Origin of the sequence: Gordonia sp. (in: high G+C Gram-positive bacteria) (assembly GCF_049299075.1) — a bacterium.
In the GTDB taxonomy this organism is placed as follows: domain Bacteria; phylum Actinomycetota; class Actinomycetes; order Mycobacteriales; family Mycobacteriaceae; genus Gordonia.
The window spans coordinates 1-12753 of the sequence record NZ_JBAQWU010000057.1 but is presented as its reverse complement, the minus strand read 5'-3'; the positions used below and the strand labels follow the sequence as shown (position 1 = coordinate 12753).

At 64.3% G+C, this 12753-nt stretch carries 9 protein-coding genes and 1 CRISPR repeat array; of the genes, 1 reads left to right on the top strand and 8 read right to left on the bottom strand.

From position 1 onward, the window contains the following. Positions 1-134: 134 nt before the first annotated feature. A CRISPR array of direct repeats spans positions 135-1994; the repeat unit is 29 nt; unit sequence GGGGTCATCCCCGCTCGCGCGGGGAACAC. A gap of 106 nt (positions 1995-2100) precedes the next feature. From WAW85_RS02140 to cas3, 8 genes are read right to left on the bottom strand one after another with little or no spacing between them, the layout of a single operon-like run. After that, positions 2101-2385 carry a type I-E CRISPR-associated endoribonuclease Cas2 gene (locus WAW85_RS02140; protein WP_422558013.1) on the bottom strand — a complete coding sequence of 95 codons (285 nt, stop codon included), beginning with the start codon at positions 2383-2385 and terminating at the stop codon, positions 2101-2103. Between the two features lie 56 nt (positions 2386-2441). After that, positions 2442-3422, bottom strand: coding sequence for a type I-E CRISPR-associated endonuclease Cas1e (gene cas1e, locus WAW85_RS02135; RefSeq protein WP_422558012.1), 981 nt, complete (start codon positions 3420-3422; stop codon positions 2442-2444). A 1-nt stretch (position 3423) separates the two neighbouring features. Beyond that, positions 3424-4095, bottom strand: coding sequence for a type I-E CRISPR-associated protein Cas6/Cse3/CasE (gene cas6e, locus WAW85_RS02130; protein WP_422558014.1), 672 nt, complete (start codon positions 4093-4095; stop codon positions 3424-3426). Positions 4096-4100: 5 nt separating this feature from the next. Next, positions 4101-4802 carry a type I-E CRISPR-associated protein Cas5/CasD gene (gene cas5e / locus WAW85_RS02125; protein WP_422558011.1) on the bottom strand — a complete coding sequence of 234 codons (702 nt, stop codon included), beginning with the start codon at positions 4800-4802 and terminating at the stop codon, positions 4101-4103. Beyond that, positions 4799-5911, bottom strand: a complete 1113-nt coding sequence (cas7e, locus tag WAW85_RS02120; RefSeq protein ID WP_422558010.1) for a type I-E CRISPR-associated protein Cas7/Cse4/CasC — start codon at positions 5909-5911, stop codon at positions 4799-4801. Before cas7e ends, cas5e begins: the two co-directional genes overlap by 4 nt. A gap of 35 nt (positions 5912-5946) precedes the next feature. Then, a complete protein-coding gene (gene casB, locus WAW85_RS02115; protein WP_422558009.1) occupies positions 5947-6615 on the bottom strand; it encodes a type I-E CRISPR-associated protein Cse2/CasB in 669 nt (222 codons plus the stop codon). Continuing rightward, a complete protein-coding gene (gene casA / locus WAW85_RS02110) occupies positions 6612-8207 on the bottom strand; it encodes a type I-E CRISPR-associated protein Cse1/CasA (RefSeq protein ID WP_422558008.1) in 1596 nt (531 codons plus the stop codon). The genes casB and casA overlap by 4 nt, the downstream gene beginning before the upstream one ends. Beyond that, the gene (gene cas3, locus WAW85_RS02105) at positions 8204-10990 is read right to left on the bottom strand and encodes a CRISPR-associated helicase Cas3' (RefSeq protein WP_422558007.1); all 2787 of its coding nucleotides are present in this window, start codon (positions 10988-10990) and stop codon (positions 8204-8206) included. Before cas3 ends, casA begins: the two co-directional genes overlap by 4 nt. Before the next feature lie 748 nt (positions 10991-11738). Between cas3 and WAW85_RS02100 the strand changes: the two genes are divergently transcribed. Continuing rightward, the coding region (locus WAW85_RS02100) for a Clp protease N-terminal domain-containing protein (protein WP_422558006.1) at positions 11739-12753 on the top strand (1015 nt) is incomplete at its 3' end.

The following is a 12753-nucleotide window of genomic DNA, read 5'->3' as shown; positions in this document are numbered from 1 at the left end:
ATCAACGCCCAATCCTCCAAAGTGATCACCCTCCAATCGTCGGCAGAGTGTCCACTTTTCGAGCGCCGTTAGTGTTCAGTTTTCAAGCGCCGTCGACAACACGCAATCCACGTGCCCACCCCCGAAGGTTGGGTGGGGTCATCCCCGCTCGCGCGGGGAACACCAAGGCTACCCCCTGCTTCCGGCTCGCGTCTTGGGGTCATCCCCGCTCGCGCGGGGAACACCCCGGTGCAGGACATTGCGGGGACCTTGACTGGGGGTCATCCCCGCTCGCGCGGGGAACACCAGGATCGCCGGGTGCGCCAGCAGGTCCGGGTGGGGTCATCCCCGCTCGCGCGGGGAACACCAGGGGCAGGTCCATGGGCAGGTGTCGCCGTTGGGGTCATCCCCGCTCGCGCGGGGAACACACGTTCCATCACAAGCCGCACAACGGCACAGACGGGTCATCCCCGCTCGCGCGGGGAACACTCACACGCGAATTGCCCGGAGATTGTGCGCCGGGGGTCATCCCCGCTCGCGCGGGGAACACCGGGTGTTGCCGCCGGGGTGGACGACGCACACGGGGTCATCCCCGCTCGCGCGGGGAACACGGCGGTGGTGCGGGCGGAGCGAATGGTGGCCTGGGGTCATCCCCGCTCGCGCGGGGAACACAGAATGTCCATGAACGTTTCCGGCGGCATAAGGGGGTCATCCCCGCTCGCGCGGGGAACACGCCGACGGGCAGATCGTCGGTTTGGACGAGCAGGGGTCATCCCCGCTCGCGCGGGGAACACGGGTGAATCATCCCGGCACGGAGCCGCCGAGGAGGGTCATCCCCGCTCGCGCGGGGAACACCGCAACCGCGACTCGAACTCGGTCAGACGGTTGGGGTCATCCCCGCTCGCGCGGGGAACACGTGATGTCGCTCCACGCGATCTGCCCGAGCGCGGGGTCATCCCCGCTCGCGCGGGGAACACGCGCAGTCGATGATCGACCAGATTGTGAACGCGGGGTCATCCCCGCTCGCGCGGGGAACACCGGGCGACGGTCGCGCCGGTGTCGATGTATCCGGGGTCATCCCCGCTCGCGCGGGGAACACCCCCCACGCGCCGTTGTCTCGCTGCTGAAAGAGGGGTCATCCCCGCGCGCGCGGGGAACACGGCGTGTGTACGCACGCCGACATCTCCCGCGCGGGGTCATCCCCGCTCGCGCGGGGAACACTTGTGCTGCTTCTTTCTCTGTGATGATGATGTGGGGTCATCCCCGCTCGCGCGGGGAACACCATGAGGTGCCGGTCCGCAAGATGGTGCTGCCGGGGTCATCCCCGCTCGCGCGGGGAACACCGACTTGACCGGTGTCGTGCCCACGAACGCGCGGGGTCATCCCCGCTCGCGCGGGGAACACTAGCCATGCGTCGACGTCGTCGGCGTACTGCCGGGGTCATCCCCGCTCGCGCGGGGAACACCGCGCTGGCCTGCGATACGGGTATGGGGGCGCGTGGGTCATCCCCGCTCGCGCGGGGAACACTTCGGCGATTCCATCCTCGACCAGCTCAAATCGGGGTCATCCCCGCTCGCGCGGGGAACACTCCGGTGCGGGTGTAGCCCAGGCGTGGGTCATGGGGTCATCCCCGCTCGCGCGGGGAACACGCTCACGCGCTCACCAGCCGGTGGAACAGTTCCGGGTCATCCCCGCTCGCGCGGGGAACACGACGATGATGGGCCGAGCGTCGGCGGGGAACTGGGGTCATCCCCGCTCGCGCGGGGAACACATCGACACCCGTCTCCTGTACCAGCTCACGATGGGGTCATCCCCGCTCGCGCGGGGAACACACCCTGTCCACGCTCCAGGCCATCCGTACCGGGGGGTCATCCCCGCTCGCGCGGGGAACACGGTGCGTTCGTCGACGCGGTCAAGTCGGGCACGGGGTCATCCCCGCTCGCGCGGGGAACACTCCGAGCATGACCTGGACGTGGGTGAGGACCTGGGGTCATCCCCGCTCGCGCGGGGAACACACTTCTTGACCAGCAACTATAAGTGCGCATTCCCGGAATCGGGATGAGTTTGCCAAATCGCGGCAGCGATCGGCCCTCGAGCGCGTCAATGCGGATTCATCGCGCGCTACTGACTGCGACGACGCCTGCGCTGGGACGCTGTGCTCCAGCCCTTCCGTACTCGACCACGACGGGCGGCGTTGTCGCTAGGTCGGCGCATGAGCATGACGCCGTCGTAGTCGACTGGCTCCCACTCGTGGCGGTGGGTTCTGAAGGCGAGGCGCTGCTCGCCATCGGTGTTGTGCACCATGATCGCCTTGCCACTGTCGACGTATTCGAGGATTTGCATCCACAGATGGTCACGCACACGTGCGGGTACGTGGCCGACGTATACGCCGGCACTGATCTCCATCAGCCAGCGGGTTAGGCTGCCTCGCAGCTTCGCGGGGCAGTTTGTTAGCACCACGACTACCACGGCGGTTCCAAATCCTCGGGTGCAAAGTTCGTTCCTCCAACGACATTGCCGTGACGGCCGTCCCACAGCTCGATGACATCGGCGTATTCCGCCTGCACCTCATCGGACTGATTGTCGGGTAGGAGTAGTCGGTGGATATCCTTGACGCAGCGAGTCAGCAATGCTCCTGATTTGACCGCATCCCGAACGGCGCGACGGGTGATCGCGCCGACATCGTCGTCCGGCAGGTCCTCGCGGTCGATGGTGGCGGCTACATCGAAGGCAACCGGAATCGTGATTTCCGATTTGTAGAGGTCTGCGACGTCGTAGACGAACGATCGATCGTGGCCAGTGTGCACAAATCCAAGCCCTGGGCTACACCCGAGCGCGACGACGACGGAGTGGACGACACCGTATAGGCACGCATGAGCCGCAGAGAGCGCCTGGTTTACGACATCAGACCCGGCGAAATCGAGGGGGTCGTAATCTCGGCGCAGCCATTCGATTCCAGTGCGAGCAGAGTGTGTCCGGTACATGCCGCGCACTCGCGCACCCTCGCGACCCCTCAGTTGTTGCATGGAACAGGAGCTGACGTCCTCGTCAGGGAATCGCATCTCATACATGGCCCGTGCGACGGCGATGCGCTCGCGGCCATTGGATACAGCGCGCGCTTGAGCATCAAGAAGTCGTGAGCTTCGGCCCAATGGCCGTCCGTGAGCGTAGTAGCGGACACCGCGTTCGCCTACCCACACTGCCGTCGATCCGCTGTCAGCGAGCAAGAGCATCGCCTGGTGTGTAACTCGCGTGCCTGGCCCCAAGAGGAGCGCGCCGAGCGAAGCCGCAGGTATATGTACAACGCCAGCGTCATCGGTCGCCGTGATCGCGCTGTCGTCACGGCCGATCGTTGCTCGTTCCACGTACACGAACGAGATTCGGTCCTGCACACGAACTAGCTCGCTGGGCCGGGATGGACGAACTCCAGGAATGTCGCTCATCTCAGGTCGCGGGCAGTAGCGTCATCAAGCCGCAGCCGTAGCCCTTTGCGCGGCCGATGCCGTGCGTTAAAGAATGTCGCAACTGTGCCTCATCGGTCACGATCAACCGGCCTTCGAAGGCAGCGGTCACCAGGGTGACGCGTTTGCCATTGCGATTGAAGACTGCGGTCTCTCGTTCACGCAGGATCAGTTCGGGATGCGCGCTTTCAGCATCGGTGGAACTGCTCGCGAGGGTGAAGCCGTGTGTCTCGCTGCGGCCGACGAACCATTGACGTTGATGGCTGTCGGTCACGTGCCCGACGATCCGCTTGAGCTGCTGACCGTCGACGACGACAGTGGCCCGGTGCGTTGGGTTGGCGGTGAGCCGGAACACATACTGTTCGCCTGCGCGGAGACCAGCGAGAAACGGCCCGTAATCTCGGGTGGCCCAAGGTGAACCGGTGGACCAGCCGGCCTGCTCGTTGATGTGCGCGAGGCAGGGCTTGTTCGGGCTGACCACCAGAAGGCTCGTCTCCTCGCCGGTACGATCGACGCGCCACAGCACTCGGCCGCTAGCAGTTTCAGTCGGAGTATCGGGTGGAAACGATGACATCACTGCAGCGTGCATGGCGTGCCGGTTGCTGAGGAGCCTAAGGGCGCCCCGACTGCGTCGGTTGAGGGCGATTCGGGACATATACATCAGCTGCCTCCTAGGGCGGCGAGCCAGTCCGGGGTCGACGCAGGACGCTGTGAATCGAGATTCTCGATATCGACTGCCTCGTGTACGACGTCGCGCCACTCGTACTGACGGTGCTCGGGATCGAAGCTCACTGGGTGGTCGCGGATTGAATCAGTTGCGGTGTCCTCAGGACCCGCGTCGCGCACGATCGGGAGTCGAACGATCCTCGCCTGCGCACGTCGGTGCTGAGGACCTGCCGTCCAGTCGGCGTCGCGTAGCGAACGGGAGAGATCGGTGGCGACCAGTGAGCCGCGTAGAGGTCCTGCCGGCGGAAACGCCCGGCGTCCCAGGTAGAGGGGAAAGGTCGGTTCTGCCAGCGCTTGCACGAGGGCTTCCAACACTTCGTCCGGGCCCTGGATGCCCGCAACAAAGCGCGCATCCGCCAGGTAGTAGCGATTGGTGAGTGGTTTCGCTTTGCCTGTGCGCCAATCGATCTCGGTCTGGAAGTCGCGCTCCAAGCGCCCTGGTTGGTCGGTGCGGACCCCGAAAGTGAGGCTGGCCAGATCCTCAATCGGATCGGTACGCCGACGACCGAGCGCTGCGGCGAGGAGTCCGAGTATTCCGCTCTTGGTCGGCTCCGGGCGGGTGTGTCGTTGCGTGAACCGGCTGGAATCGCCCCACGCCTGTTGTGGCCCGGAAAGGTTGATCAGCAGGGTGGTCACTGTTCACCGCCGAGCCGATCACGAAGCTGCGTCCCTAGCGTTGACGCCAACTCATTCAGCGACATCCGGTCAGCGAACCCGGCAAGACCGTCGACCTCACGGGAAGTGACCGCAAAAGCTACTGCGGGTGCCGCGTCGTACGCCGCGTAGGTGCTATTGGCCTCGGAGATCAGTCTGGAGATCGATGTGGTGGCCAGTCCCTGGTCGGGCGCGACGGCCTCCTCAAAGGCTCCGGCGAAGTTGATCGGTTGGTCCGTTCGCACCGTGACAAGCACGAACGCCGGCAACGTCTTGTTCGCGAAGGTGTTTCGTTTACCCGTCGGCATCGAACCGACGAAAGCCCGCGTGAACGCCTCAATACCTCGCACGGCGGCCTCCACCGAACCGAGGTTCTCCAGCAGGAGGGAAGCGTTCACCGTGGCGTACCTGTATAGAGTCGCCGTGTTGAACTCCACCGTGCCGATCATCCCGGCGCCCGCGTTGTCTTCGACCTGTTTGTCATCTACAGCAGTGAAGTAGTCGAATTCGGGGACGACGGTGTGCGTACCCAAAGCATGGGCCACCTGAGCAGCGGCGTCGACATTGAGATCAGGGGCGTCGGCGATCATTCGGCCGAATAGGGCAAGATCAATGGAATTGCCGCGGTTGAGAATTGCCTTGGCTTGCTTCTTATCGATTTTGTCTCCGGACACGATGGCGAGTTCGGCGAGCGCATCGATCTGCGGATTGGATAGGAACAGCAGGGCACCGGTCTTGGAGTACTCGGATTGGTCCTCGGCGCCTTTGCGTGGCTTCACCTTTTCCACCTTGATCCCGGTCGCGGTGAGTACGGCGATGGCGCGATCCTGTGCGACTTCGCTCAATTCTGAGCTGCGTTCACGGATGCGATCGGCGATCAGGTCGACCATCCTCAGCGTGCGCACACCCAACTCCGAATCGTCGAGGTGGCCGTGAAAGTCGTTCCGCATCGCGCGCTTCCAGGCCTGGCTGGAGACTCGGGCGCGTCGCGTTCCGCCGAAGACAGTGGACTTGGGACTGCCGTCTTCGTCTCGGTTGATATTTGCCGGCGGGATGGTCTGGACGGCGTGGAAGTCGATGAACAGTGACATGGGTACTCCTGGTTATCAGTGGTTATCAGTGGTGGTCAGGCCGGTGCGGTCGTGGACTCTGCTGGGGTGGGTGCCTCCGCGGAGACGTGGGTGGGTTTGGGGGTCCGGCTGAACGCGCGCGACCACTGCAGTTGCACCCGCCGTCGTGCGGCGCCTGGGCTCTCGCCTTTGCGGGCGAAGCCGTCCAGGGCGGCGAGGTCGCGGGCCAGCCTTCCGTAGTCCAGCGGGATGCCATGCGCCCGCAGTTGTCCGACAAGGCTACGCAGGTGCCATTGTGTCTCGCTGGCGGTGTCTGCGGTCACCAGGGCGTTGAAGCGCCGGATCACCGGTTCGCTCGGAGTGTTCGCCCCGTCGGCGCGGGCAAGGCGGCCGAGGGCGTCGCCCAGTGTGGGGCCATCGACGTGCATGGTCTCCGGTTTGGACTGCTGGTGTAGTGCGTACAGGGTGAGAGCTAGGTAGACGGCGCTCTCTTCTTGGCTTGGGAACGGGAAGTCGTCGGGAGTATTACCGCCGAACCCGAGGAAAGCGGTCTGCCACGCCGCGGGATCATCGCCGATTTCCGATGCTGCTGCGCGCCGGAGTCTGGCGAGCGCGGCGATCGCTGCGCCGCTGTTGTTGCGCATCCCCTTGTAGAGATCTCGGGCGCGGCGGTCGACATGGCGGTCGATTCCGAATCGCTGCAGGGTCTCACTGTCGGTCGTCATTTCTCTGTGTCCTTTCGGCTATCCGGTAGATGCTTGAACAGGTTGTACGCGAACCAATTGGCGGAATTTCCGGCCGAAATGGGATTCCCGTCGACCGTGCGGACTGCGCGCGATCGTGGGGTCGCGGAATCCAGTAGTTCGTCCGCCAGCTTGGACAACACCTCGCGAGCAATGCCGAACCAGGACTGAAGGAGTTCTTCTGTGTCGCGTTGATTGTCGACGTACCGAATCCAGGCACGAAAGTGCTGGTCTAGGGCCGCGTAGGCGCCAGCGCGGGTGTGGGCTGCCGAGTGGTGGCGGTCGCCGCCGTCCGCAACTGTCAGATCCCCGGCCAGGTGCGCCAGCGCGGACACGGCGTCGTCGGTCCGTTCGAGAGCTTCCACGACGCAGGCCCGTGCTGCGCCGGTACCTTCGGCGATCGCCGGATGCAGCACCAGATTGTCACTGAAGATCTGCGAGTATGTCGACATCTGGGCGCCGTACTCGACGCCCACCGACACCAGCCCGACGAGTCGGTTGGGGATGAGTCCCTGGTCCAGCCTTGTGCCGAGACGTTTCACGATCGCCGAAGGGTAGGAGACGGTGATTCCATTGGCGACCGTCACAGGCTTGGGAGCTGGTAGCAGGGCCGCGAGTCCGCGCCAGAGTGCTCGGGTCGGGTCGTGGGTGCGCGGCATGTACAACGCCGAGGGCGACTTCAGCTTCTTGGTCTGCGGTTCGCTGTAGCGCCACGAGGTCATCGGCTCATTGTCGAGTTGATAGGCCTTCGCGATAGGGTCGCCGACGCAGATCAGCACGCGAGTGACACGGTCCTCCGCGGTGAACAGGCGAATGTGCCGGATCGGCCACGTGAACAGGCCAGCCGGGCCGAACGGGCCGATCACCGCCTGGCTGCGTGGCGCGGGAGTCAACGGCTCAAGTTCCCACAGCGCCACATCGTCGCGACGCTGATCCGGTTCGGCGGCGGGCACCCAATTGTGAATCAGGGTTTCACGCAGATCCCGTCCTTCGAGGTAGAGGCCGCCCAGCCAGCCGGCCCATCCGACACCGACCGGGTATCCCTTGCCGCCCTGGGTACGGGGATCGTCGACGGCGCCGGTCTTGATGCCGTCGAAGTCATAAGCCTGGCAATGCACCAACCAGCGTGCGGCCTCAGCGAACGACAGGTCCGGGACGGTGCGCCGCATCGTGAACAGGCTGTCCTCTCCGGGGGAATCCGGCACAAGGATGCCGAGCGGCTTGGTCTCGCCCGAAGTGCTCTGAAGTCCGGCGACCTGCATGAACGGATGAATCTCGTCGAACAGCTCGAAGCGGTGCCGCCACTGGTCCAGATAGGCGTTGATCCGGCCGTGGGGGAGGCTGCCCGACTCCCAGAGCTCGTCGACTTCCTCGTCCGAGTCAAGGGCGCGATACATGATTGCGAGGGCGATACGCAGGATCGCGAAGTCCTGGGTCGGCAACTCTCCCGCGATCCGACGGATCTCGGTCGAGCGATGAAACAGCTCACGCAACGAGACCAAGTCAGGATCTCCCGTTCGCAGGCGCACGCTGATCCACGGGTCATCGACCAGATTGAACGAGTGAGATGTCATGAATGCTCCTGATGGGTGACAAGGAGACCGAGGTCGGTGTCGTAGTGAAAATCGAATCCGGCGTACGCAGCGTCGCCGTGCGCATCGAGGATCAGCGGTAGCATGCCGCGCAGCCATTTCGAGTTCTGCCAAGTGTCGATTCCGTCGTCCTCGAGCTCGGAGATCAGCTGATCTCCGAGCTGATCGACGCCGAGGAACCCAGGTAGCCGAAGTGTGTTCTTGGAAGCGGCTAGCGCGATGCCCTCATCAACGACCGTGGCCATGTCGACCTGTGCTCCGCCTAGCTCGGCGGCCCATTGGGGGATCACCAGACGGTCATCGATCCGCTGAACGACAACCACTTCGATCGAGTCTTCAGCATCGCGGACCTGCGCGGCGCCCCGTTCCCCGCTCGCGTCGGCGGCTCCGGGCAACTCAGTCCAGTCAGTGAGTAGCCTGCGACTCGGCGGCGGGAGTCGATACTGGTCGGCGCGGCGACGTTGGTCGGCATGCAGCAGCCGGTCCTTCTCCTCGGACGTCGCCCAGACGTCTTCCCATCCCGGTGGGGGACCGATGGTTTCGTAGGCGCGGGTGACCAGGTGGGCGACGTCGTTGGGACTGTCAACCATGGCGTGCTGCGCGAAGTGTTCATCGAGGGTGGCTAGCGCACGTAGGAGGGCCGCGGCGCCGTATACCTTCGTGCAGCCGCGGTCGAGGTCCGGTGCGCCGTCGGTGGTGCGGGTGAATCCAGTCAGGACCAGCCTGGCCGTGCGATGTGCTGCGGGGCGGTCGGCATCTTTACCTCTGTGCCGGTGCAGGCGGCCTGCCCGTTGAATAAGCAGATCAAGCGGCGCGACGTCGCTGAACATCACGTCGAAGTCGATGTCTAGCGATTGCTCAATCACCTGGGTGGAGACCACGATCAGCGGCCGATTCGGAGCAGTCGCGGCAGGACCGAGGCGTACGCGCAGTTCCTCCTCCTTGTGGAGGCGGTCCGGGGAGAGAAACCGCGAATGTAGCAGGCGCAGGTCGAGGTTGTCAGTATTGGCGGTGCGCAGCGTTCGATAGACATCCTGCGCACGGCGGACGGTGTCGCAGATAACGGCGACATTACCGCCGCCAACTGCAGCGGAAAGGGCGGCTAGGGCGATCGCCTCCACATTTCCGGGAAGCTCGTCGACCTGAATTGATGAAGTGCGCGAAGATGCCGGCAACGCGACGACGTCGGCGCCATGGTCGGTGGTGTAGGTGATACGTGGATAGATGATGGCGTCGTCGTCAATCGGAGCGGTGGCGCGTCCGCGACCGTCGTTGTACGCGGTGATCAATTCGCGGCGGATCGACGGTGTCAGGGTTGCCGACATGGCGATCACTGGAACGTTGTAGGCGGCCAGCCAGGTGAGCATGCGGCACAGATAGCGGCGCATGAATGTGTCGGCTGCGTGTACCTCGTCGATCACGACAACCTTGCCCGCGACACCGAGATGCCGCAGCGCAACGTGCTTGGCGCGCAGAGCACCGAGAAGCAATTGGTCGATGGTGCCCACCACGAAGTCGGACATCGTGGCTAGTTTGCCGCGACCGGTGAGGAACCAGTGGGCGACAACGTTGCCGCTTCCGTCCGGGTCGTAGACGTGCGACATTCGACGTACGTTGGCGTACTCGGGGTTGAAATGGGCCTTCCCGTGCGCGAGTCCGAGCGAGACGTCGGTGTCGGCGATGATGGTGCTGAGCCATTCGTGGACAGGGGCGAGGATCCCATCTGAAGTGGCCTGCGTCGGGAGGGCAAACAAGATGCCGCCCAGGTCGAACTTGGCGGCCATAACCTCGCTGGCGGCCAACGCCGCTTTGGTCTTTCCTTCTCCGGTGGGTGCTTCGAGGATGAGGAGCTCCGGTTCCGTCAGCCGTCGCGCAAGCTCGACGATCCCTGTCTGCAGAGGGCGGGGCTCAGGTAGGCCGAGGTGATCGGAAAACAGTCGGGTGTCGTCGACGGACTCGGCGCGCCATGGTGGGGGGAGGCCGAGTCTTGCCATCGCGTCAGCCGCCGCGCCGGGTTCGCGCGGTGTGCTCCGTAGCGGAAAGAACTCGGTGTTCGAGGCAATCCAGTCAGCCAGGATCGTCAGTCCCGTTAGGGAGATCGCGGACGGTTGCGGCAGTGCTATGGCAGCAAATGCGGCGAAGTCGTCGTCGATCAGACCCGCGAAATCGGCTGTGTAGCAAGCCAACTCGCGTTGGGTTGGCCACCAAACCTGTTTGTCGCCCAACAATGGTGAGCCGGGTTCGGAGTGTTCGGGTGGCGGAGTGCTGAAGTCGCCGTGATGGCCTAGCGGAATGCTGGCGTACGTTGACGCGATCTTCCTGGAAAATCCATGACTCGACCTCAGCCATTCGCGCAGAATGAAGTAGCTCGCCGCTTCATGGCGTAGCTGTCGGCGGTTGCGTTCGACTGACGGATGAAACGACAGGCCGGCGTCCTCCGCTTTGAGGCGGAGCCAATCCATCTGGCAGGTGAACGCCGGGCTCGCTTTACCCAAATCGTGACTAGCAGCCAACCAGATGGCTACCTTGCGGGCTAGGGGCAGGTTCCCGTCGAAAGCGGCAGCCACCACGCGCTGAGTCGCTGTGGGTAGGAAGTGGTCCCAAAGAGTGGCCGCCACCGCCGCGGAGTCGGATATGTGCAGATAGAGGGGGAGCCACTCGACCTTCGTGTCGTAGTCAGACTTGGCCCACAGTGCCCGCGCCCGCGGCGACAAGCGCTCGGCTAGGGCGAGGTTGTCGGTGGTGTCTGGTTTGGTATGTCCCACGTCACTGAAGGTAGGTAAGCTTGTAGCGGTTGTCAAGTCGAGAGAAAGGTACCTAGTTAATCTAATTGTCATGGGTGCGTGACTGTCGTGGGGGTCAACCCCCGCCTGGGCGGGGAGCACTGTGCCCGAGTTGCGCGAGACAACGGAACCTACGGGTCATCCCCTTGGCGTCGAGGGGAAGTGGGGTGCCATGTGCGACGTCATCACACCCGGTTGAACCTTAATCCTGTCCGATGGCCGGTGGAAGAGGAGTTCCTCGACTTCGCTCGACGGTCGGGAGTTGCGCCGCGGGCGCACTCGGCTGGAGAAGTCGGGACTTGGGATCGTGCTGCGCTCGAATGTCGATATTTGACTGGAGGAGGACCGGTGGTTCCTAGTGTGCCGACGTCAACTCCGAGTTGGCGCGCAACTCGTGGTCCGCGACCCGCAGCGTGGAGTAAGCCCTGGCCAAATCGTTGTTTCAGATCGCGTTCCCGGGCTAGACATTCGCCAGAATTTCGCCAAAGCAGATGGGGATGTGAATGGGAGCCCCGTCTCATCGTTAGTCCCGATTCATCCCGGGTTCGTGCGTTCGCACAGTAGCTGTAGTGGATATGGCTTAGATCACAGGCATTGTGAAACCTTAGTGGAACAGACTCAACTTTGGTGGTGTTGAAACCAGTGAAGGAGTCGCGACTGGCTCCTAGACTTGCGTGCGGAGCATGCGGCTTCGCACCAGCCTCTGAAGACGAAAAGAAAGGCATTGCCAGTGGACAGCTTCACGCCCACCACCAAGACGCAGGCTGCACTGCAGGCTGCCGTCCAAGACGCGGCCGCAGCGGGTAACTCCGATGTGCGCCCGGCCCATATCCTCGTCGCGCTGCTCGAGCAGTCCGACGGTATCGCGACGCCGCTGCTCAAGGCAGTCGGCGTGGAACCCGCGCGCATGCTGGCCGAGGCCAAGAGCCTCGTCGGCCGGGCGCCGGTGGTCTCCAGCAACAGCGCGCAGCCGCAGCTGAGCCGGGAGTCCATCGCGGCGATCACCGCCGCGCAGAATCTCGCGACCGAACTGAACGACGAGTACGTCTCCACCGAGCACCTGATGGTCGGCCTGGCGACCGGCGACTCCGACGCCGCCAAGGCGCTGCAGGATGCGGGCGCGGGCCCCGAGGCGCTGCGCGAAGCATTCCAGGCGGTGCGCGGCACAGCCCGAGTGACCAGCGAAAACCCAGAAGACACCTACCAGTCGTTGGAGAAGTACTCCACCGACCTCACCAAGCGCGCCCGCGCCGGTGAGCTCGACCCGGTGATCGGCCGCGACAGCGAGATCCGGCGCGTGGTGCAGGTGCTGAGCCGCCGTACCAAGAACAACCCGGTGCTCATCGGCGAGCCCGGCGTCGGCAAGACGGCGATCGTCGAGGGCCTGGCCCAGCGCGTCGTCGAGGGCGATGTGCCCGAGTCGCTGCGCAACAAGACCGTCGTCTCGCTCGACCTGGGCGCGATGGTCGCCGGCGCCAAGTACCGCGGCGAGTTCGAGGAACGCCTCAAGGCCGTCCTCGACGAGATCAAGGCCGCCGACGGCCAGATCATCACCTTTATCGACGAGCTGCACACCATCGTCGGCGCCGGTGCGACCGGCGAGTCGGCGATGGACGCGGGCAACATGATCAAGCCGCTGCTGGCGAGGGGTGAGCTGCGCTTGGTCGGTGCCACGACACTCGAGGAGTACCGCAAGTACATCGAGAAGGACGCCGCCCTGGAGCGCCGGTTCCAGCAGGTACTGG

Excerpts from the sequence above, each read along its gene's own strand:
- WAW85_RS02140 (WP_422558013.1), bottom strand. The coding sequence starts at position 2,385 with ATGGAGATCAGTGCCGGCGTATACGTCGGCCACGTACCCGCACGTGTG.
- cas1e (WP_422558012.1), bottom strand. The coding sequence starts at position 3,422 with ATGAGCGACATTCCTGGAGTTCGTCCATCCCGGCCCAGCGAGCTAGTT.
- cas6e (WP_422558014.1), bottom strand. The coding sequence starts at position 4,095 with ATGTCCCGAATCGCCCTCAACCGACGCAGTCGGGGCGCCCTTAGGCTC.
- cas7e (WP_422558010.1), bottom strand. The coding sequence starts at position 5,911 with ATGTCACTGTTCATCGACTTCCACGCCGTCCAGACCATCCCGCCGGCA.
- casB (WP_422558009.1), bottom strand. The coding sequence starts at position 6,615 with ATGACGACCGACAGTGAGACCCTGCAGCGATTCGGAATCGACCGCCAT.
- casA (WP_422558008.1), bottom strand. The coding sequence starts at position 8,207 with ATGACATCTCACTCGTTCAATCTGGTCGATGACCCGTGGATCAGCGTG.